Origin of the sequence: Salinimicrobium maris, from assembly GCF_049680855.1 — a bacterium.
Lineage (GTDB): Bacteria > Bacteroidota > Bacteroidia > Flavobacteriales > Flavobacteriaceae > Salinimicrobium.
On the sequence record NZ_JBMPGS010000001.1, the window covers coordinates 799,226 to 821,221 of the forward strand.

Below are 21,996 nucleotides of genomic sequence, written 5' to 3' on the forward strand. Positions count from 1 at the left end.
TTGAGGCAGAACCATAATTTTAGGTTTTCACTATCAGGAACCCTTTGCACTTTGTTTTTACTGGTTCTTTCTGTTTCAGGTGTTGCCCAGGAAACAGAAACGCCACAGGATACGACACAAACAAGGCCCTTCACGGGAAAGATCGAGCTTCCCGAACCAGCCAGCATAAGGAATTCCTATGAGTACGACCCTGTAATCGACAGGTATATCTACACGAAAAAGCTTGGAGATTTTAATATTTCCACACCATTAATGCTCACTCCTGAAGAATATGAGCGCCTGGTAATGGAAGAGGAAATGCAGCTTTATTTTCGGCAAAAATCCAATGCACTTTCAGGGAGGTTGGAAGGCAGTGAAGAAGATCAAAAAAACCTTTTGCCAGGATTTTATGTCAATTCCAGCTTTTTTGAGAATATTTTTGGAGGAGGTGAAATTGAATTGATTCCGCAGGGATCGGTAGCTTTAGATCTGGGAGTATTGTACTCCAAGAGAGATAACCCCGCTTTTTCTCCTCGCAACCGAAGCACGTTCACTTTTGATTTTGATCAAAGAATCCAGCTGAGTTTGCTTGGCCATGTGGGAGAACGCCTGCAGGTAACGGCAAACTACGATACCGAATCTACTTTTGATTTTCAGAACCAGTTAAAGCTGGAATATACTCCTACCGAAGATGATATTGTTCGTAAAATTGAAGTAGGGAATATTAGTATGCCGCTTAATTCGGCTTTGATCCAGGGAGCTCAGAGTCTTTTTGGTCTAAAAACCGAACTGCAATTTGGCAAAACAACAATTACCGGGGTCTTTTCTGAACAAAAATCAGAAAGGCGTACAGTAAATGTGGAAGGCGGTGCTGCTGTACAGGATTTTGACAAATTTGCTTTGGAATATGATGAGGATAAACATTTTTTCCTGGCGCACTACTTTAGAGATCATTATAACCAAGCGCTGAAAGATTACCCTTTTATCAATAGTAATATCCAGATTACGAGAGTGCAGGTGTGGGTTACGAATCGGTCAAACAATGTACGGAACATTACAAATGCCAGAAACATCGTGGCGATCCAGGATCTTGGTGAAACAGCGGTTCCCGGTAATATTGGACTGGAAGATGTTCCAGCAGGATTTTTTAATCGGCCGCCAGGTTCTTATGCTGATAATGGTAACAATGATCTCAATCCTTTTGGAATTACCGGCGCTGAAGAATCGATTCTGAATTCCGCAATTCGGGATATTGCTACGGTGGAGAGCGGCTTTGGATCTTTGAGGGTTTCTGAAGGGACAGATTACGTGAAACTGGAAAATGCACGTCAGTTGCAGCCCAATGAATACAGGTTAAACAGCCAATTGGGATATATTTCCCTTAACCAGCGGCTTGCCAATGACGAGATACTGGCAGTGGCATTTCAATATACCATCAATGGGGAGGTGTACCAGGTGGGGGAGTTTGCAAATGACGGCGTGGATGGTACCAGTAGCGTACCGGCAGGTGAGACTGCAGTAAGTCAAAATCTCGTTGTGAAGCTGCTTAAGAGTTCCTTAATAAGCGTGGAAGAGCCCGTTTGGGATCTTATGATGAAGAATATCTATAACCTGGGGGCATATCAGTTAGACAGAGATGATTTCAGGATGAATATTGTTTATACAGATCCGCAGCCGTTGAATTATATCACCGGCGTTGAAGGAACAGCCTTGCCAGAAGATGTTGAGCAAACCACTCTTTTGAAGGTCTTTAACCTGGATAATCTGAATGTCAATGGAGATCCTATTATTGGCGGAGACGGATTTTTCGATTTTGTACCAAACTTAACCATAGATCCCGAAGCCGGTAACATTATTTTCACTACAGTTGAACCCTTTGGGGAATATCTTTTTAATAAACTCGATCCAGATCCTAATAGTGGGAATGAGTTGTATGATGTTCCTTCTACTTATAATGCAAACCAGGAGAAATATGTCTTCAGGGCACTTTACGAGACTACTAAGACACAGGCAGAACAGCTACAGGCCGACCGGAATAAATTTCAGTTAAGAGGACGGTACAGATCTTCTAATATGGAAGGAATTCCAATTGGTGCTTTTAATGTTCCGCAGGGATCTGTAACGGTGACGGCGGGAGGAAGAGTCCTGCAGGAAGGAGTTGATTATGTGGTGAATTATCAATTTGGGCGGGTGCAGATTCTGGATGAAGCGCTGCTGGCATCAAATATCCCTATCCAGGTTTCTACCGAAAATAATGCCCTTTTTGGGCAGCAAACCAAAAGGTTTACGGGGATTAACGTGGAGCATCAAATCAATGAGAATTTCCTAGTTGGAGGGACCTATCTCAATCTAAATGAGCGACCCATTACCCAAAAAGCAAATTACGGTTATGAGCCCATCAACAATTCCATTTTTGGTCTTAACCTAAATTATTCAACCGAACTGCCCTTTTTGACACGCTGGGTAAATAAATTACCAAATATTGATACAGATGTCCCCTCGAATCTTTCGGTGCGGGGGGAAATAGCATTTTTGCATCCTGGTTCTCCCCAGGGGAATGATTTTGATGGTAAAACCACCACTTATATTGATGATTTTGAAGCTGCTCAAACAGCAATTTCAATTTTAAATCCTCTGGGTTGGGAACTTTCAAGCGTGCCGCTTGAGTTTGGTGGTGACAGGGCGAATGGTGATCTTGCGGCGGGATATCGTCGTGCAAAACTCGCCTGGTATAGCATTGATCCTATTTTTTACGGAAGTCAGCGGCCATCTGGAGTAACAGATTCAGATCTTTCAAGTTATGCCACCAGAAGGGTATTTCTGGATGAAATTTTTCCCAATGTAGATGTTGTCCAGGGACAGTCGCAGGTGCTATACACGATGGATCTTGCTTATTATCCTTCTGTTCGGGGGCCGTATAATTACAATCCGCTTGCAGCAGGAAGTAATACCCTGCCAAACCCAGAGCAGAATTTTGGTGGTATTTCCCGTGCGCTTAATGCAACGAATTTTGAGCAAAGCAACGTGGAGTTTATTGAATTCTGGATGATGGATCCTTTCATTTATTCTGAAAACGAAAGTAACACTGGAGGATTGCTGAAATTTAATCTGGGAAGCATTTCTGAAGATGTTCTAAAAGACGGTAGAAAACAATACGAGAACGGTTTGCCGCCTTCCGGAGGAAACCTTGATGTAACTTCTACGGCTTACGGGCAGGTTCCCTCTAACCAGTCGCTCATCTACGCCTTTAATACCGAAGGTGAGCAAAGAGCCAACCAGGATGTAGGTTTTGACGGACTTAATGATGCTGAAGAAGCTGTGCGATTTCCTGCTTTTGCAGGTCTGGAAGATCCTTCGGCCGATAATTATCAATATTTCCTGGAGTCTTCTGGAGGGATAAGAGAACGTTATATTGACTACAATGGAACCCAGGGAAACTCTCCGGCCAATGTGACCAATGAAAGCAGGGGGAATTCAACTTTACCCACGGTAGAAGATCTCAACCGGGATAATACCATGAATACGGTAAACAGTTACTTTGAGTATGAAGTACCTGTGTTCCCCGGGATGAATATTGACAACAGTGATTACATTACAGATGTAAAGCAATTTAATACAACTTTATCCAACGGCCGTGAAATGCCGGTGAGATGGTTGCAATTTAAAGTGCCCATTTATGAACCAACTGCTGCTAAGGGAGGGATAGCCGATTTCAGGTCTATTAGATTTATGAGAATGTTCCTTACCGGTTTTGAAGATCCTACCCTGCTGCGCTTTGGAACCTTGGAACTCGTTAGAGGAGACTATCGACGCTATACACAAACCCTGGATCCAGATAAGTCAGATCCTTCTACAGACAACACCCTGTTTGAAGTTGCCGCGGTTAGTATCGAGGAAAATGAGAACAGGCAGCCAATTCCATACGTGCTTCCGCCGGGAGTGTATCGCGAAGAACTGCTCAACAACAATACACGTGTCCGGCAAAATGAGCAGTCACTTTCTTTAAGGGTGTGTGAACTTGAACCACAGGACGCCCGCGCTGTTTATAAAAATTTCCAGGTGGATATGCGCCAGTACAAAAACCTCGAACTTTTTGTACATGCTGAATCCTTGCTGAACCGCAGGAAACTTCAGGATGGGGAACTGGTGGCATTTATAAGAATGGGAACAGATTTCACCAATAACTTTTACCAAATAGAAATTCCGCTGAAGCCGACAGACTTTGGAGCTACTTCTGCTTCGGAAATCTGGCCTGAAGAAAACCGCCTTAATTTACCTCTGGAACTTCTTCAGGAGGTGAAAGCCGCAGTAATAGGAAATCCAAATTACCTCTCGACAGAATTGAATTTCTTTGATGGAGATGGAAACCCTGTATCTGAAAGAACTCCTTACGAAGCAGGAAGAACGCGCGTAGGTGTAAAGGGAAACCCAAGTTTTGGAGACATACGAATTTTAATGTTAGGTGTCAAAAATGGCATTTCAGAGACAGGTTCTCAGGACCTGTGCGGGGAGGTGTGGTTCAACGAACTTAGACTTGCCGATCTTGATAATGAAGGCGGCTGGGCGGCTATTGTAAACATGGATGCCAATGTAGCCGATTTTGCAAACGTTTCTGCCACTGGGAGGCGCAGTACTGTAGGATTTGGTTCTTTAGAAGAAGGCCCAAATGAGCGCAGCCGCGAAGCTTTGAAGCAATATGACGTGGTGAGCAGCCTTAATATGGGGCAACTTCTTCCGCGGAAATGGGGAGTGAAAATACCTTTGAGTTACAGTATTGGGGAAGAGCTTATTACTCCAAAGTACGATCCCGAATTTCTTGATCTCGAGTTGAGCACTGTTCTAGAAAATGCCGCCACTCCTGAAATTAAGGATGACCTGCAGGAACGTGCCGAAAATTATACGAAAAGGCAAAGTGTCAATGTAATTGGCCTGCGAAAGGAGAGGACAGGAGAGGATGATAAACCCATGCCTTATGATATTGAGAACTTTACCGTGTCAACAAGTTACAATCAGGTGGATCACAGGGATTTTGAAATTGAGGAGGCTTTTGATCAAAATGTGCGGCTGGGAGCTACGTACGATTATAATTTTGCGCCTGTAAATATAGAACCCTTAAGAAATGTAAAGGCGCTAGATAGTAGTGCTTATTTTGCCCTTCTAAGGGATTTTAATTTTAATCCGTTGCCGACCAATATTTCAGCGAGTTCAAATATTTTCAGGCAGTACAATGAGCAGAAATTCCGGGAGATCAATTTGCCACCGGGTTTTATAAACGGTATTCCAACTTTGTATCAACGAAACTTCCTTTTTGACTGGCAATATACCATTAATTATAATCTTACAAAATCGCTGAGGTTTAATTTCAATTCTTCCACCAACAGGATCGTACGAAACTATCTTGACGAGGAAAACCGCCCCGATACGACTACCGATATTTGGGATGGCTTTTTTAATGTTGGAGAACCAAATCAACATTACCAGTCGCTGCAGGTTAATTATGATTTACCATTTTCCAAAATTCCGGTGCTAAATTTCATTAAAACCACCTATTCTTATACCGGGAATTTTGAATGGCAGCGAGGATCGCAAATGTTTCAGACGCTGGAAGGAATTCCCGATTTGGGAAATACGGTTCAGAATTCAAACACACATCAAATCAATGCCAATCTGGGAATGCAGGCGCTGTATGATTATGTAGGTTTAACGAAAAGAACGCCTGCACGCGCCGGCAGTACCATCGAAGAACGCAGCAAAGGAGTTCCAACATTAGATGGGACTTCGCAACCTCAAAAGCCTGCAGCTGCGGGAGCGGGAAACAGATTAAGCCGTGGTGAAAAAACATATAATACAGCGGTTGGTTTACTTACCTCTATCAAGCAAATTCAGGTTAATTACCAGGAGAACAATGGTATTTTTCTTCCGGGGTATACCAATAATATCGGCTTTTTGGGAACCTGGAATCCTACTCCCGGGTTTACGTTGGGAAGTCAGGACGACGTTCGTTACTACGCCGCACGTAAAGGATGGCTTACATTATACCAGGAATTCAATCAGCAGTATTCCGAAGTTGAAAATACGCAGCTTAATTACCAGGCCAATCTTTCCCTGTTTCCTGATCTTACAATAGACCTTAGTGGCCGAAGAATGTATTCTGAAACCTTTAATGAGAATTTTCGGGTAGAGAATTCGCAGTACATTCCGCTTACGCCGCTTACCTATGGGAATTTTAATATTTCTACCGTTCTCATTAAGACGGCTTTTAATCAAAGTACGGCAGAGTCATCGGCTACTTTTGATCAGTTCAGGGAGAACAGGATCGAAGTGGCAAGAAGGCTCGCACTAAAGGCAGGAAGAGATCCAAACGTGACAGATTCTGATGGTTTTCCTGTAGGTTATGGAAAAACGAATCAAAGTGTTCTTTTACCAGCATTTTTGGCTGCCTATTCGGGCAGTTCTGCAGAAGATGCGCCGCTGGGAGCTTTCAGGAATTTTCCGCTGCCTAACTGGAACATCAAATACACGGGATTAATGAGATTTGCCTGGTTCAAAGAAAGATTCAGACGATTTTCGGTTCTACACGGGTACCAGGCAGGTTATACTATCAACCAGTTCCAGACAAACCTGAATTATAATCCTGAAGAGCCCCTGCAGACAGACCAGGGAGGAAATTTCAGGAATAAAATATTATTTTCGAATATCAATCTTACAGAGCAGTTCAGTCCTTTGATCAAGGTTGACATGGAAATGGTTAATTCAGTAAAGGTACTGGCCGAAATTCAGAAAGACCGGGCACTTTCCCTGAGCTTCGACAACAATTTACTTACCGAAATAAACGGAAACCAATACACTGTTGGGCTGGGCTACAGGATCAAAGATCTTAAAATTGATACGAAATTTGGCGGAAGAACGCGTGTTCTAAGCAGCGACCTTAATTTTAAGGCCGATGTCTCTTATCGTCACAACGAGACCATTATTAGGTATCTTGATATTGAAAATACGCAGGTGACGGCGGGGCAGGATATTTGGGCGATTAGTTTTAAAGCCGATTATGCTGTTTCCAGAAATTTGACAGCTATGGTTTATTACGATCACAGTTTTTCTGAATATGCCGTTTCTACAGCCTTTCCACAAACAACAATTCGTTCGGGAGTTACGCTTCGTTACAATTTCGGAAATTAATCACAACGGGTTTGACCGAAAGCATTAAAAAATTAACTTTGCCATTATCTAAAAATTAACTGATGAAGATTCCACAAGACTTAAAGTACACCAAAGATCACGAATGGGTAAAAATTGAAGGTGATGTAGCCACTGTAGGTATTACAGATTTTGCCCAGGGAGAACTGGGAGACATCGTTTACGTAGAAGTTGAAACTGTAGATGAAACCCTGGACCGGGAAGAGGTTTTTGGAACTGTTGAGGCAGTAAAAACAGTTTCTGACTTGTTTTCACCGCTTTCAGGAGAAATCATTGAATTCAATGAGAGTCTGGAAGATGAACCTGAAAAAGTAAATACCGATCCTTATGGAGATGGATGGATGGTGAAGATCAGGTTTACTGAAGCGGCAGAGGTAAATGATCTTTTAAGTGCCGAGGATTATACCAAAGTAGTTGAAGGCTAAGCTCCTCTTTCTATTACCTGCCCTGGCATATACGCTGGCAATAACATACCTTTCCCTTATTAACCTTACTAATACACCAGTGAGCGGATTAGGGTTGAGTGATAAAATTCTTCATGCAGGTGCCTATTTTGTAATGGGGATCTTATGGTTGCTTTTCGCTCTTTTTGGGTATAATCCGAAAAACCTTTTAATAAAGATCCTTGTCATCTGCGGATTAACCATAGGATTTGGTATATTTATTGAGGTTTTACAAGGTACGTTGACAAATTACCGCGAGCTTGATTTTTATGATGTAATCGCAAATAGTGTTGGAGTTTTCTTCGCGGGAATGTTAGTGTGGCTATTAAAAGAATATCTAATCAGGTTAAAAACTAAGATAAATTTATTTTTAATAAAAAATTAATTATTTTAGCCAACCTATAACTAAAACGGAAATATGGAACCGAAGAAAAACCCAAAAGCTGATTTGTCAAGAAGGAGTGTCTTGTTCTTCCAGGTTGGAATGATCCTGATACTGCTCATTACCTGGAGGGCAATTGAGTGGAAAACTTATGACAAGGAAGCCATTGATACCGGTATGGTAAACATGGATGATTTTGAAGAAGAAGATGTACCAATTACCGAGCTTCAAAATACACCACCACCACCGCCACCACCGCCACCGGCTCCCGAAGTAATTGAAGTTGTTGAAGATGAGGAAGAGGTGGAAGAAACCATTATTGAATCAACAGAGACAAACCAGGAAGAGATTGTTGAAGTAGAAGAAGTACAAGAGGTTGAAGAAGAAGAAGAGATTGGGGACGTTCCTTTTGCTGTAATTGAAGATGTGCCAATTTTTCCTGGATGTGAAGGAGAAAGAAATAATGAGGCTCGTAAAAACTGTATGAGTGAAAAAATCCAGCAGTTTGTGAACCGCAGGTTTGATACAGATCTTGGTAGTGAACTTGGGCTTTCTGGAATTAACAGGATTTACGTTCAGTTCAGAATTGAAAAAAATGGTTCAATTACCGTTCTTGGAGCACGTGCACCGCACCCAAGACTACAACAGGAAGCTGAGCGTGTAGTGAATCAACTTCCAAAAATGCAACCTGGAAAACAGAGAGGGCAAGCAGTTGGGGTACTTTACTCTCTTCCAATTACCTTTAGGGTTCAGGACTAAGAATTATATCTTTATAGAATGAAAATCCCGCACTTAGGTGCGGGATTTTTTTGTTTTAAAAGTAATGAGGATACGAATTTCAGGTGTTTCAGAAGTGATATTTATTCCTCACATTTTTTCTTTTGTATGTTTAAAACCGTAGAAAATTATAAAAAAAATGCGTAAACATCACTCAAAAAGGTCTTTTTCGATGATTTATGCTGCTTCGGCACATTAGTTGAGATATAGTTATAACTAACCTTCCACATTCGGGACTTCTAACCAAGGTCCGGTTCAAATTTCGAATCATTAACCTTTAAATATGTGGAATTATGGAATACAAAAAGAACAAAAATGTAGATCTATCGAGAAAAAGTACCCTTTTCTTTCAGCTTGCACTCATTCTTGTCCTGTTCTTAACCTGGCAGACAATTGAATGGAAAACCTATGGAAATGAAACTTCGGATACTTCGATTTTGGAAATGGATGATTTTGACGAGGAAGAAATTCCCATTACGGCACTTAAACAGCCAACACCGCCACCACCGCCTAAAGACATTGTGAAGGAACCGAACATCGTAGATGATGACAAGGATGTGGTGGAGACAGTTATTAAATCTACGGAAACCCTGCCCAACGAAATTATTGATGTAGATGATATTGTGGAGGTTGAAAAAGAGGAAGACATCGAAAGTTATTCCATCATGGCGGTAGAAGAAGTGCCGGTTTACCCGGGATGTGAAAATCTTGATTCTAATGAAGAGCGGAAAGAATGCATGAGTAGGAAAGTCAACCAGTTTGTGAACCGGAAATTTGATACAAAAATTGGTAGTGAGTTAGGTCTAACCGGAATTCATCGAACCTATGTGCAATTTAAAATTGAACCCGATGGAAGTATTTCGGTAATTGGTGCGCGTGGTCCTCACCCTCGCCTGGAAGAAGAAGCCATACGTGTAGCTAAGTCGCTTCCCGAAATGCAACCGGGGAGACAGGCGGGTAAAGCTGTGGGGGTTTTATATTCTCTTCCTATAATTTTTAAAGTAGAGAATTAATACAGTTATCTCTTATGGAATGAATAAATACTACTTTTTCTAAGGGATCCATTTGTATGGATCGTCAAAAAAGGCCTTTTTAAAGGCCTTTTCTTTTTTTTATAGAACAAAAATTTTTCAAGGACTGATTTGGCAATAGAAAAAGCGGGATTGGAAGAGAAATTTAAGCACTTCTGCAAAAAAATGTATCTTTCGTCCAGTTTAAATATATCCAGGACACCCTCGATGAAATACTTCCGGCTTCTGATCTTTTTATCCTTTATTTCGGGATTTTCTCAAACACCCGAGCTTGATGCTGAAAGATTTCCCATCTTTCCGGAATGTAATGCGGTAACATTGGAGCAGGAAGAAAACTGCTTTAAAACCACTCTTAAAAAGCGCATTTCCGAAGAATTTATTTTGCCTGAATCTTTGGCGCAGGAAAATTTTGCCGGCAATGTGATCATCCTCTTTGGAATTTCCAAAAATGGTGTTTTTACGGTCAATTATATAAATGCACCGCTTCCGCAGATCGATAAGGAAATGAGGAGGGTTTTTGCAGAGTTACCCGCAATAGCCCCGCCCACCTATAACGGCAGGCCTGTGAATATGCAGTTCAGGGTTTCTGTGGAAATTCCGATGAAAACTGATTTTGAGAATAACGTAAATTCTGCTGAATTAGTTCAGGTTAAACCCACTGTAGAGGAAGAACAGGATGGCATTTTGACAGAATATGATCAAATAGAATCATTGGGTTATAATGATGAGCGGGTGGAAAGTGAATTGAATATTCCGCTTTCACACGAATGGTATAACCGGTTTGATGACGAGGTGAACCGTATTGGAACTAATTTTCATACCTCTTCTAAGCCATTTTTATTCAGCCAGGTGCAGCCGTATTATGATTTTGTTTCAGAAACCGAAAAATTAAGAAAGCCTGTTAAGTCATGGTTTGGCAGAAAGTTGTGGAATGAACATTTGATCACTTTTAAAGGTGAGGATTACTGGTTCACTGCCGATTTTGCGCTGGACCTGCAGCTTGGAAAAGATTTTGGCGGCGAACATGATGTCACTTACAACAACACGCGGGCCGCGATTTTCCAGGGCGGCCTTGGAAAGAATTTTAACTTCTACACAGTTCTTTATGAAAACCAGGGAAGATTTGCAGATTATTATAATCGCTTTGCTGAATCTATACGCCCCGAAAACAGAGAGCCGGCGACCATCCCTGGTAGAGGAATTGCGAAGGAATTTATGGGCGACGCCTATGACTATCCTGTAGCTGAAGGATATCTTTCTTACAGCCCCGGCAAATTTTTCAACCTTCAGTTTGGGCATGGCAAGAATTTTATTGGTGATGGTTATCGTTCGCTTCTCTTAAGTGATAACGCGACTCCTTATCCATATTTCAAGTTGAATACCACCTTTTGGAAGCTCAAATACACCAACACCTGGATGTCTTTGCGTGATGTGCGGCAGAAAGTTACGGGCGAAGGCTCCTTCAGGACAAAATACATGGCCAATCATTACCTGAGTTATAATGTCACAAAGCGGCTGAATCTAGGCTTTTTTGAATCTGTAATGTGGGAAGATGATAACAACCGCGGCTTTGATCTTAATTACCTGAATCCTGTAATTTTTTACCGGGCCATAGAATTTTCTACCGGTGCCCGTGCGGGGAATGCCATTATTGGCCTCAGTGGAAAGTACAAGTGGAGTGATCACCTGAATCTCTATACCCAGTTCTTAATTGATGAATTTTCTTCCGGAGATATTTTTGGTGGCGAAGGGAGCTGGAAGAATAAACTCGGATTTCAATTTGGGATGAAATATTTCAATGCTTTCAACGTGGAAAATCTTTATTTTCAGCTGGAGTATAACCAGGTGAGGCCTTACACGTATTCCCATAATACTATCACGCTCAATTACGGCCACAACAATCAATCTATGGCGCATTTGTGGGGTGCTAATTTTCGTGAGATCGTGGCAATTTCGCGTTACAGGTATGGGCGGTTCTATGGGCACTCAAAACTGATTTATGGAAAGCGCGGCTTTGATTTTAACACAGCTGGTGATGATCTCGCTTACGGCGGCGATATTTATACTTCAGAATATGAAAGAGCTTATGAGACCGGCGTAGAAATAGGGCAGGGGAATACGACTAATTCTTTCTTTTCTGAAACTGAAGCAGGTTATATTATCAACCCTGCAACCAACCTGAAGCTCTACGGAAATTTTATTTTCCGAAGTTTCAATCCTGAAGTAAATACTTCTACAGTCTTCCAAAATGACACTTTCTGGCTGAATTTTGGAATAAGGACAGATATCTTCAACTGGTATTATGATTATTGATCTTTAACCACTTGATTTTCAAACTCCCGATTTTCTGTTCTTTAAAAAATTAACACTGGCGCCCCCTTGTGAAAAAACAATTAAGGAGTATCTTTGCGCCAATTAAAAATTGTGCTTTTTGGATAAGACACAGGTACATACTTCTTCCGTTTCAATAATCTCAGATTTAAAGGAATTAACTAAAGTTCGCCTTGCGGTGAGTGTGGTATTTTCTTCTGTCGCGGGATACTTTTTGGGTGCCGATACGTTAGATTTTGTGACGGTTATCATGCTGGGAATTGGCGGTTACTGCCTCGTTGGAGCCTCTAATGCCTATAACCAGATCATTGAGAAGGATCTTGATGCGCTCATGGGCAGAACGGCCAACAGGCCTGTTCCTGCGGGAAGAATGTCGGTCAATTTTGCCTTTTTAGTCGCGAGTGTTTTGACGGTGCTTGGGTTGGTGATTTTATATCTTATTAATCCTGTGACTTCTATGTTTGGAGCGATAAGTATCTTTCTTTATGTGAGCGTTTATACGCCGTTGAAGACTAAGACTCCGCTGTCGGTTTTCGTGGGAGCATTCCCGGGTGCAATACCTTTTATGCTTGGCTGGGTAGCGGCAACAGGAGATTTCAGCATTGAGCCGGGAACTTTATTTATGATCCAGTTTTTCTGGCAATTTCCTCATTTTTGGGCTTTGGGCTGGTGGCTTTATGACGACTACAAAAAAGGAGGTTTTTTTATGCTTCCTACCGGAAAAAAGGATAAAGGAACTGCGGTGCAAATCGTGGTGTATACCGTTTGGACCATCCTGGTGTCTCTTATTCCAGTGTTTGGGGTGACCGGGAAATTATATTTAACCCCAGTTTCCGGAGTGCTGGTGTTGATCTTAGGTCTTTTTATGCTGCGGTATGCTGTAAAGCTTTATCGCACAAGAGAGACAAAGGTTGCAAAGCAATTGATGTTTGCAAGCGTTACTTATATCACGCTGCTTCAAATAATATATGTATTAGATAAATTTATTCGTGTATGGATTTAACCTACGGAACCGAACAATATAAGAAAGGGCGCGCCAAAAAGATGATGCTCTGGTTTGGTATTGTGAGTATGGTAATGATGTTTGGTGGACTGACCAGTGCTTATGTAGTAAGCTCAAGCAGGCCAGACTGGATTCAGGATTTCGATCTTCCGGTTTCATTTTACTGGAGTACTTTAGTGATAGTGCTAAGCAGTGTGAGCCTTTGGCTGGCACACCGCTACATTTCAAGAGATCAACTGAAAAAGGGAGGGATCTTCTTAGTTGCAACTTTGGCCCTGGCAGGACTATTTGTTTTTCTTCAGTTTAAAAGTTTTGGAGAAATTATGTCTGCGGGTTATTTCTTTACGGGCAGTGAAAGCACAATTACAACATCTTTTATTTATGTAGTCGTTTTGGCGCATCTTGCTCATTTGGCGGGGGGTATCATCGTGCTTTTGGTGTTAATTTATAACCATTTTAAACAACGCTATCATTCAGGGCAAACACTTGGATTAGAACTTGGTGCGACATACTGGCACTTCGTTGACGCACTGTGGGTCTACCTGTTTTTGTTTTTATATTTCTATTAGATAAAAAAAAACGTATTTTTGCCCAATACTTAAATTTCAATTCTTTCTATGGAAACTACTGTTACCAGAACAGGTACCGAAGGAAAAACCTGGGGCGGAGGCAATCAGCCTTTAAAAGTGAGCTACGGGAAATTGATGATGTGGTTTTTCATCCTTTCTGATGCACTTACTTTCTCCGGATTTTTAGCGGCTTATGGTTTTGCAAGATACAAGTGGGCAGATACCTGGCCTATTGCAGATGAGGTTTTTAATCACTTCCCGTTTTTACATGGCGTAGATGCGCCTATGTATTACGTGGCTTTAATGACCTTTATTCTTATCTTTTCATCGGTAACGATGGTCTTGGCGGTAGATGCCGGGCACCAAATGAAGAAGTCTAAAGTGACTTTATATATGTTGCTGACCATCATTGGTGGTATTATTTTCCTTGGTTCTCAAGCCTGGGAGTGGAAGAATTTTATTAGCGGTACATACGGTGCGGTACAAACACATGGTGGAAATGTGCTTCAGTTTGTGAATACAGATGGGGAGCGTGTTGCTCTAGACGAGTTTGTGGAAGCGATGCCTCGTGAACGTGTGCAGCAGCAAAGAAATAATGCTCTTTGGTTTACAGATGAGCCACCATTGCCCCGTTTTACTATGGAAGATGTGCAGAGAGGATTTCTTGCACATCCCGATCTTTTAGTTAGAACCCAGGAGTTGACTGAAACTGGTGAAAAAGTGGTGCTTACAAGGCAGGCTTCTTTAGCAAAACTTGAAAACGACGGAATTGGAATTATTGAAGGAGCAAACCTTCATAATAATGAATATGGGAATCCTCTTTTTGGAGACTTTTTCTTCTTTATTACCGGTTTCCACGGATTTCACGTTTTTACCGGGGTAATGATCAATATCATTATCTTTTTCAATGTTCTTCTAGGAACTTATGAGCGAAGAGGAAGTTATGAAATGGTAGAAAAAGTAGGATTATACTGGCACTTCGTAGATTTGGTTTGGGTATTTGTATTTACCTTCTTTTACCTGGTTTAACAAAGAGAAATAACAGCAATGGCAAATAATTCAGTACATACACACGCACACGAATCGAATGCTAAAAGAATCTGGTCTGTATTTATCATTCTTTCGGTAGTTACTTTAGTAGAAGTTATCCTGGGGATCATCAAACCAGATTTTTTGATGCATACCTATTTCATAAGTCTTAAGCTTATCAACTGGATCTTTATTGTTCTTACTATTTATAAAGCTTATCTTATTACCTGGGCTTTCATGCACATGGAAGGAGAAACAAAAGGTTTAAGAAGAGCAGTAGTCTGGACCTCAATTTTTCTTATCATATATCTTGTGTTTATTCTTCTTACTGAAGGAGATTATGTTTACGAGGTTTTGAATCGCGGGCATGTAGCCTGGGATTTCTAAAACAGAAAATATAACTTGAAAAAGGCGGTTTTAAAACCGCCTTTTTTTATTTTTGTGCCGTCTTAAATTCACCTTCAGGTTATGAAGAAGTTTTTTGTTATTATCGTCCTCTTTGCGCTACCAATTGTGGCTTATCTTTTCTTCGCTTCAGGGGTCAACAACTTTGCAAAACTTCCTGTGCTTGAAGAAAACATTGGGGATCTGGAGGATTTTAGAACGCTGGAAGGTGAAAAGCTGGTTTTCCAGGAAAAAATCACACTTCTCGGGTTTTATGGAAACGAACCTTCCCAATACGTGGGAAATGCGTTCAATCTTGCAGAAAAAATTTATAATACTTATTATGAATTTAATGACTTTCAGTTAGTGGTTGTGGCACCAGAAGAGGCAGCAGAAGAACTAAGGAAAGTGAAGATGGAAATTGGAGAGGTGGCAGATCTTAGCAGTTGGAAATTTGTCGTGGGGGAACCTAAGGAAATAAAATCTCTCTTTTCGAGTTTAAATACCAACATGAAACTCCATGATGATCTATCGACTCCTCATGTTTTTATTATAGATAAAAACGAAAATCTAAGAGGTAGAAGTGATGATGGAGAAGAAGGGAAATTATATGGTTATGATACCGGTTCTGTAGCCGAGCTTAATAATAAAATGGAGGATGATGTGAAGGTGATCCTCGCAGAATATCGGCTGGCATTGAAGAAATACAATAAATAATTTAGAATGAAAAACTACTCATATATAGGCATTTCACTTATCATTTTAATCTTCGGTATTATTTTTATTCCAAGAATTATAGATCGTGTAAGTGAAGGGGATGTGGTTTCCTCAAGTAGATCCAATTCTGCCGAGGAAAAAGTAAAGGAAAAAATTTCTGGGGAATCACTGGCATATATAGAAGTAAATGGGAAAAGGAAGAAAATACCCCCCTTTAAATTTATAAATCAGGAAGGGGATACCATTACAAATAAAGATTACGAAGGAAAAGTTTATATAGCTGAATTTTTCTTTACAACCTGCCCCACCATTTGTCCTATTATGAATGAGAATTTGGTAAAGGTCCAAAATGAATTTAAAAATGAGGATAATTTTGGAATTGTTTCCTTTACTATAGATCCTCAACATGATACTCCGCAGGTCCTTTCAAGGTATGCTGAAGTACATGGCATTGACCACCCCAACTGGAATCTGCTTACAGGAGACAGGAAGGAAATTTATGATTTAGCGAATTCGGGTTTTAATATTTATGCAGGAGAAGATCCAGATGCGGCCGGTGGTTTTGCACATTCCGGTTATTTCGCATTGATTGACCAGGAAGGTTATGTTAGATCTAGGGTCGATAAATTTGGGAATCCCATTATTTATTACAGAGGTTCTATAGAGCAGGGAACAGTTGTTGAGCCTGGTGAAGAAGAACCGCAAACTGACATCTTAATTGAAGATGTAAAAAAATTAATATAAGATGAGAATGAAATCCAAAGATAGCGTAATGGTGCCAACAATTATTGGCCTTTCTGTGGTTGTGCCGTTACTGGTACTCGTACTTATGTACCTGCCCGAGCGCTATAATTTTGTGGGAGCTCAAGTGGGAACATTTCCATTTTTTCACGCAATATTAAATTTTTCGACCGCTCTTTTACTGCTTTCCGGATATTTCTTTATGAGGGTAAAAGCCTACAAATGGCATCGTAATGCTATGATTGGAGCATTCGTTCTATCGTCAATTTTCCTTATAAGTTATGTGATATCCAAAATAAGTAATGATCCTGTGCCTTTTGGTGGAGAAGGACTGGTACGCCCAGTCTATTTCTTTATTTTAATCTCTCATATTGCATTGTCGGCTATTATTGTTCCCTTAGTGCTTTTCACTATGTACCGCGGACTTACGGGGGAAAATAAAAAACATGCGGCTATTGCCCGCTGGACGTTTCCCATATGGCTTTATGTAGCAATTACAGGAGTATTGGTATATGTCCTTATGGCTCCCTACTATTAGGATTTAAAAATGGGGTTTTTGCACCACTTTTCTGAAGATGGGTAGAAGTTGGTTAGACTACTGGAAATAATGAAAAAGAAATTTATCTTTTTGTTGCTGATAATTATGCTGCTTCCAATAGCTTCAGAAGCCCAATGTTCTATGTGTCGTGCCGTCCTGGAAACTGAAACCTCCCAAAATGCAGCGAAAGGAATCAACGATGGAATCATGTACCTAATGGTCTTTCCGTATTTATTGATGGGTGGTGTTGCTTATTTCGTATGGCGATCCTTTCAAAATAAGGGTAAAAACCCTCAAAGTTCTTAAAAATAGATTAGTAAAGCTAAATTTTTGAATTTTTGGGATGTATCTTCCGTATTATTTCATTTTAAATTTAAAGGTAATTTCAAATTACCTGCTTTTTGGTGTAACATTTATTTGATTTCCTAGTCTTATGAATAGGCCCGCAGTTGGGTTTGGAAACTTTCATATTCTCACACTATGATAGAAATCAAAGACTTGCATAAATCTTACAAGATGGGAGCTAATTCGCTCCATGTACTAAAAGGGATCAACTTTAGTGTGGCCGAGGGAGAGCTTGTTTCTATTATGGGTTCTTCAGGATCTGGGAAATCGACCCTGCTCAACATTTTGGGAATGCTGGATGAAGCCGATGAAGGTTCTTATATTTTAGATGGGGTTCCGATTAAAAACCTCAATGAGAAAATAGCGGCACGGTACAGGAATAAGTTTCTGGGCTTCATCTTTCAGTCGTTCAATCTTATTTCTTATAAAAGTGCTTTAGACAATGTGGCTTTGCCACTTTATTACCAGGGAACAAAACGAAACGAACGAATTGACAAGGCCATGAACTATCTTGAAAAAGTGGGTCTTGCAGATTGGGCCGGCCATTTGCCGAACGAACTTTCAGGAGGGCAAAAACAACGGGTGGCCATTGCAAGAGCACTGGCCAGCGACCCCAAAGTCCTTTTGGCCGATGAACCTACGGGAGCTTTGGACACCAAAACTTCTTATGAAGTAATGGACCTTATCCAGGGAATAAATGATGAAGGACGAACCATTTTGGTGGTAACACACGAGCATGACATCGCCCAAATGACCAAACGTATTGTGAACCTGAAGGATGGTTTAATTATAGATGATTCTAAAGTTAATCAGGTAAGAGCGCTGGAGAATGTTTGATCTTGAACGTTGGCAGGAAATTTTTGATACCATTGGTAAGAACAAGTTGCGTACTTTTTTAACCGGTCTTTCGGTGGCCTCCGGTATTTTTATTCTGGTTGTATTACTGGGGATAGGAGAGGGTATGAAAAATGGCATTTCTTCAGAATTTGAAGGAGATGCTGCGAATATTCTTTATGTATGGACTGGGGTTACATCTAAAGAATTTAAAGGGCTTAATCCCGGGCGAAGAATCCAGATGAAAAATGAGGATTTTAATTTCGCTACCGAAAAACACCAGGATGAGCTGGAATATAAATCTTCGGTATTCAGAATTTGGAATGGTATAGTCACTTATAAAAAAGAAACCGGTTCTTATCGTGTAGAAGGAGTGCTTCCAGATTACCAGTTCCTGGAGAATAGCAATATGGTGGCGGGAAGGTTTATCAATTATAAAGATCAGGAGAATTTTGAAAAGGTGGTGGTTATAGGAAATAAGGTGAAAACCGACCTTTTTAAAGATAATAATCCTATTGGTGAATATATTCAGGTTTCAGACATTAACTTCAAGGTCGTAGGGGTTTTTACAGATCCGGGAGGAGAAAGAGAAGAGACGCGTGTGTACCTTCCGCTGTCTGCTGCTCAACGCGTCTTTAGCGGCGCTAATAATATAGGGAACCTTGCTTTTACCCTCCAAAAGGAAGATAATTTTGAGGCCGCACTTGCTGCTTCGGAAAAATTTTCCGCAGAACTTGAGCAATATTTAAAAGAGCGTCACACCATTGCACCAGATGATAATAGTGCGGTAACGGTGAACAATTCTCTTGAAAATGCCAAAAGGTTTTATGACCTGATGGATATGATTAAATTCTTTTTCTGGGGGGTAGGTATTTGTACGATCATCGCGGGAATCGTTGGCGTGAGTAATATTATGTTGATCATCGTGAAGGAACGTACGCGAGAAATAGGGGTTCGAAAAGCCCTGGGGGCAGAACCTCTTTCTATCGTGGGAATGGTGTTGCATGAATCAATTTTTGTAACAGCAATCGCCGGTTTTGCCGGACTTATTTTTAGCCTTGCCCTGTTGGAATTTGTAGGTCCGCTAATTGAAACCCAATATATCGCCAACCCTTCCATTGATTTTAGGGTTGCGGTCACCACTGTTTTTATCCTGATTATAGCAGGTGCGCTTGCAGGCTTTTTTCCTGCCTGGAGAGCGGCCCGTATTAAACCTATTGTAGCACTTAGAGACGAGTAATATGTTTAGCAGAGATAAATGGAGTGAAATAATTGAAGCGCTGAGCTCAAACTGGTTCAGGACTCTGCTCACTGCTTTTGGTGTGCTTTGGGGTATCTTTATTCTTGTTATTCTGCTTGCTGCAGGAAAAGGTCTGGAAAACGGTGTGAAACAGGGATTTGGAGGGATTGCAACAAATACCATGTTTATGTGGAGTCAAACCGCATCAAAACCTTACAAAGGTTTACCTAAAGGAAGACGCTATAATTTTAAGACAGATGATGTAACGGCGATTAAAGAAGCTGTTCCGAATTTGCGCTTCGTTTCTCCCCGCAACCAGTTAGGTGGTTTTGGAGGGACAAATAATGTGGTAAGAGGATTGTATACCGGTGCATTTAATGTCTACGGAGATTATCCTGAAATTATTCAGCAGGAACCAATGGACATTACTTCCGGGAGGTTTGTAAATTACTCAGACATTAAGGATAAGAGGAAAGTAGCGGTCATAGGAGAGGGTGTTCGCAGCACCATGTATGATAAAGGGGAAGAAGTTCTTGGAACCTATATCAAGATCAATGGAGTGAACTTCATGGTAATTGGTACTTATAAAAAAGTGGGTAACAATGGTGGAAACGCAGAGGAAGCTCAAAAGGAAATTTATGTACCCTTTACCTCTTTTTCCCAGGCTTTCAACCGCGGAAATAATGTGGGCTGGATGGCAATTACTGCACAAGATGGCTCTTCCATTACCAGCCTTAAAGGGAAAATTCTTGATCTAATGAAATCCCGTCACTCAATTCACCCTGAGGATGACAGGGCAGTAGGAAATTTTGATCTTTATGAAGAGTTCAACAAAGTGAATGGCCTTTTTATAGCATTAAAGGCGGTGGCTTATTTTGTAGGCGTATTGGTATTACTTTCCGGTATTATTGGAATTAGTAATATCATGCTTATTGTTGTAAAGGAAAGAACTAATGAAATTGGTGTGAGAAGAGCCCTTGGGGCAAGTCCGTGGTCAATTAGGGGGCAGATCCTTATGGAATCCATTTTCCTTACGATTATTTCGGGAATGGCAGGCATCGTCCTGGCCACGGGAGTTATTTATCTTATCAATTATGCAATGAGCGGCATGGACACTTCAGAAATGATGTTTGCTAATCCAAGTGTTGATCTTGGGGTAGTGCTAACCGCTCTCGGAATTCTAGTTTTCTCCGGATTGCTGGCAGGATTAATTCCGGCGCAAAATGCCATAAAGATTAAACCTGTAGATGCCCTTAGAACAGAATAATTAAGAAATCAAAAAACGAAAAATTAATACCATCAAGAAATGAAAAAAGCTGTAACCATTATTGTGCTAGTGCTAATAGCAGTTTCCTTTGTAGGGGCACTTTATTACCTGTATCAAAAAAATCAGGAGGACCCTACAGTGTATGAAACCGAACAGGCCGCAGTACATACTATTGTTAAGAAGACGGTAGCCACAGGAAACATTGTTCCAAAGGAGGAAGTTCTTATTAAACCAAATATTTCAGGAATCATCGACGAAATATATATTGAAGCAGGAAATAGGGTGAAAGCCGGTGATTTGATTGCAAAGATCAGGGTTATTCCTAATGTTTCTTCTCTTCAAAGTGCAAAGGACGCAGTTCTTACCGCTAAAATTAATCTGGATAATGAGCAGAAGAATTTTGAAAGACAAAAGTCTTTGTATGATAAAGGAGTGATTTCAGCAAATGACTATGACAATGCGGAAGCTGCTTTTAGAAGAGCTCAACAAAACCACAGGTCGGCGGAGCAAAACTTCGAAATTGTACAAACGGGTACAACAAGCGGCATTGGAAGTGCAGCCAATACCCTTATTAGATCTACCGTCGAGGGAATGGTGCTCGACGTGCCTGTAAAGGAAGGTAACCAGGTGATTGAAAGTAATAACTTTAATGATGGTACTACTTTAGCCACCCTGGCAGATGTGAATGAAATGATTTTTGAAGGAAAAGTAGATGAAAGCGAAGTAGGGAAAATTAAAGAAAACCTTCCATTGGAAGTAACTGTAGGAGCTATTGAGAACAAAACCTTTAATGCGGTACTAGATTATATTGCTCCAAAAGGAGTGGATGAAAACGGCGCCATTCAGTTTGAAATCAAAGGAACTCTCGATAAGGCTGATACTACTTTTATTAGAGCAGGGCTTAGTGCCAACGCCTCAATAATTTTGGCAAGGGCAGACGAAGTACTTGCTATTAGCGAGGCATTGATTCAATTTGACCCTAAAACCCAGCAACCTTATGTGGAAATAGAAAACGGAGATCAGAATTTTGAACGCCGGGATATTGAATTAGGAATAAGTGATGGAATTTATGTAGAGGTTAAAAATGGCATTTCTAAAGAAGATAAAATAAAAGTATGGAATCAGATCAAGCCTGCAGTTGCACTTTCGAACTAGTTCTAAAATTAATCTGTAACAACTTCAACCTTTG

Annotated in this window: 18 protein-coding genes; all 18 read left to right on the forward strand. The window is 40.8% G+C overall.

Going from position 1 to position 21,996, the window contains the following annotated elements:
- Positions 1-7,158, forward strand: a complete 7,158-nt coding sequence (sov, locus tag ACOV1Q_RS03780; protein WP_489686609.1) for a T9SS outer membrane translocon Sov/SprA — start codon at positions 1-3, stop codon at positions 7,156-7,158.
- 62 nt (positions 7,159-7,220) lie between these two features.
- Complete coding sequence (gene gcvH, locus ACOV1Q_RS03785; RefSeq protein WP_424493101.1) at positions 7,221-7,601, forward strand: glycine cleavage system protein GcvH; 381 nt, start codon at positions 7,221-7,223, stop codon at positions 7,599-7,601.
- Positions 7,591-8,004, forward strand: a complete 414-nt coding sequence (locus tag ACOV1Q_RS03790; protein ID WP_424493102.1) for a VanZ family protein — start codon at positions 7,591-7,593, stop codon at positions 8,002-8,004. The genes gcvH and ACOV1Q_RS03790 overlap by 11 nt, the downstream gene beginning before the upstream one ends.
- A 33-nt stretch (positions 8,005-8,037) precedes the next feature.
- Positions 8,038-8,760 (forward strand): energy transducer TonB, encoded by a 723-nt coding sequence (locus tag ACOV1Q_RS03795; protein ID WP_424493103.1) that lies wholly within the window; start codon positions 8,038-8,040, stop codon positions 8,758-8,760.
- Between the two features lie 311 nt (positions 8,761-9,071).
- Positions 9,072-9,791 (forward strand): energy transducer TonB, encoded by a 720-nt coding sequence (locus ACOV1Q_RS03800; protein WP_424493104.1) that lies wholly within the window; start codon positions 9,072-9,074, stop codon positions 9,789-9,791.
- 225 nt (positions 9,792-10,016) lie between these two features.
- Positions 10,017-12,122 (forward strand): gliding motility protein RemB, encoded by a 2,106-nt coding sequence (locus tag ACOV1Q_RS03805; protein WP_424493105.1) that lies wholly within the window; start codon positions 10,017-10,019, stop codon positions 12,120-12,122.
- A 118-nt stretch (positions 12,123-12,240) separates the two neighbouring features.
- Positions 12,241-13,143, forward strand: a complete 903-nt coding sequence (cyoE, locus tag ACOV1Q_RS03810) for a heme o synthase (RefSeq protein ID WP_424493106.1) — start codon at positions 12,241-12,243, stop codon at positions 13,141-13,143.
- Entirely contained in the window at positions 13,134-13,712 is a 579-nt protein-coding gene (locus tag ACOV1Q_RS03815; protein ID WP_424493107.1) for a cytochrome c oxidase subunit 3, read from the forward strand. Before cyoE ends, ACOV1Q_RS03815 begins: the two co-directional genes overlap by 10 nt.
- Positions 13,713-13,760: 48 nt before the next feature.
- Entirely contained in the window at positions 13,761-14,741 is a 981-nt protein-coding gene (locus ACOV1Q_RS03820) for a cytochrome c oxidase subunit 3 (protein WP_424493108.1), read from the forward strand.
- Between the two features lie 18 nt (positions 14,742-14,759).
- Positions 14,760-15,128 (forward strand): cytochrome C oxidase subunit IV family protein, encoded by a 369-nt coding sequence (locus ACOV1Q_RS03825; RefSeq protein WP_424493109.1) that lies wholly within the window; start codon positions 14,760-14,762, stop codon positions 15,126-15,128.
- Positions 15,129-15,209: 81 nt separating this feature from the next.
- Positions 15,210-15,842 carry a hypothetical protein gene (locus ACOV1Q_RS03830; protein WP_424493110.1) on the forward strand — a complete coding sequence of 211 codons (633 nt, stop codon included), beginning with the start codon at positions 15,210-15,212 and terminating at the stop codon, positions 15,840-15,842.
- Between the two features lie 6 nt (positions 15,843-15,848).
- Positions 15,849-16,586 carry an SCO family protein gene (locus ACOV1Q_RS03835; RefSeq protein ID WP_424493111.1) on the forward strand — a complete coding sequence of 246 codons (738 nt, stop codon included), beginning with the start codon at positions 15,849-15,851 and terminating at the stop codon, positions 16,584-16,586.
- 7 nt (positions 16,587-16,593) lie between these two features.
- Positions 16,594-17,121 carry a DUF420 domain-containing protein gene (locus ACOV1Q_RS03840; protein WP_424493112.1) on the forward strand — a complete coding sequence of 176 codons (528 nt, stop codon included), beginning with the start codon at positions 16,594-16,596 and terminating at the stop codon, positions 17,119-17,121.
- A gap of 69 nt (positions 17,122-17,190) precedes the next feature.
- On the forward strand, positions 17,191-17,427 hold the full coding sequence (locus ACOV1Q_RS03845; RefSeq protein WP_424493113.1) for a hypothetical protein: 237 nt from the start codon (positions 17,191-17,193) through the stop codon (positions 17,425-17,427).
- Between the two features lie 174 nt (positions 17,428-17,601).
- Positions 17,602-18,303, forward strand: a complete 702-nt coding sequence (locus tag ACOV1Q_RS03850) for an ABC transporter ATP-binding protein (RefSeq protein ID WP_424493114.1) — start codon at positions 17,602-17,604, stop codon at positions 18,301-18,303.
- A complete protein-coding gene (locus ACOV1Q_RS03855) occupies positions 18,296-19,540 on the forward strand; it encodes an ABC transporter permease (RefSeq protein ID WP_424493115.1) in 1,245 nt (414 codons plus the stop codon). The genes ACOV1Q_RS03850 and ACOV1Q_RS03855 overlap by 8 nt, the downstream gene beginning before the upstream one ends.
- 1 nt (position 19,541) lies before the next feature.
- Positions 19,542-20,807: an ABC transporter permease gene (locus ACOV1Q_RS03860; protein WP_424493116.1), complete on the forward strand. Its 1,266-nt coding sequence runs from the start codon at positions 19,542-19,544 to the stop codon at positions 20,805-20,807.
- 39 nt (positions 20,808-20,846) lie between these two features.
- Positions 20,847-21,962: an efflux RND transporter periplasmic adaptor subunit gene (locus ACOV1Q_RS03865; protein WP_424493117.1), complete on the forward strand. Its 1,116-nt coding sequence runs from the start codon at positions 20,847-20,849 to the stop codon at positions 21,960-21,962.
- The last annotated feature ends 34 nt before the right edge of the window (positions 21,963-21,996 follow it).

Excerpts from the sequence above, each read along its gene's own strand:
- gcvH (WP_424493101.1), top strand. The coding sequence starts at position 7,221 with ATGAAGATTCCACAAGACTTAAAGTACACCAAAGATCACGAATGGGTA.
- ACOV1Q_RS03795 (WP_424493103.1), top strand. The coding sequence starts at position 8,038 with ATGGAACCGAAGAAAAACCCAAAAGCTGATTTGTCAAGAAGGAGTGTC.
- ACOV1Q_RS03800 (WP_424493104.1), top strand. The coding sequence starts at position 9,072 with ATGGAATACAAAAAGAACAAAAATGTAGATCTATCGAGAAAAAGTACC.
- ACOV1Q_RS03805 (WP_424493105.1), top strand. The coding sequence starts at position 10,017 with ATGAAATACTTCCGGCTTCTGATCTTTTTATCCTTTATTTCGGGATTT.
- ACOV1Q_RS03815 (WP_424493107.1), top strand. The coding sequence starts at position 13,134 with ATGGATTTAACCTACGGAACCGAACAATATAAGAAAGGGCGCGCCAAA.
- ACOV1Q_RS03820 (WP_424493108.1), top strand. The coding sequence starts at position 13,761 with ATGGAAACTACTGTTACCAGAACAGGTACCGAAGGAAAAACCTGGGGC.
- ACOV1Q_RS03825 (WP_424493109.1), top strand. The coding sequence starts at position 14,760 with ATGGCAAATAATTCAGTACATACACACGCACACGAATCGAATGCTAAA.
- ACOV1Q_RS03830 (WP_424493110.1), top strand. The coding sequence starts at position 15,210 with ATGAAGAAGTTTTTTGTTATTATCGTCCTCTTTGCGCTACCAATTGTG.
- ACOV1Q_RS03835 (WP_424493111.1), top strand. The coding sequence starts at position 15,849 with ATGAAAAACTACTCATATATAGGCATTTCACTTATCATTTTAATCTTC.
- ACOV1Q_RS03840 (WP_424493112.1), top strand. The coding sequence starts at position 16,594 with ATGAAATCCAAAGATAGCGTAATGGTGCCAACAATTATTGGCCTTTCT.
- ACOV1Q_RS03845 (WP_424493113.1), top strand. The coding sequence starts at position 17,191 with ATGAAAAAGAAATTTATCTTTTTGTTGCTGATAATTATGCTGCTTCCA.
- ACOV1Q_RS03850 (WP_424493114.1), top strand. The coding sequence starts at position 17,602 with ATGATAGAAATCAAAGACTTGCATAAATCTTACAAGATGGGAGCTAAT.
- ACOV1Q_RS03855 (WP_424493115.1), top strand. The coding sequence starts at position 18,296 with ATGTTTGATCTTGAACGTTGGCAGGAAATTTTTGATACCATTGGTAAG.
- ACOV1Q_RS03860 (WP_424493116.1), top strand. The coding sequence starts at position 19,542 with ATGTTTAGCAGAGATAAATGGAGTGAAATAATTGAAGCGCTGAGCTCA.
- ACOV1Q_RS03865 (WP_424493117.1), top strand. The coding sequence starts at position 20,847 with ATGAAAAAAGCTGTAACCATTATTGTGCTAGTGCTAATAGCAGTTTCC.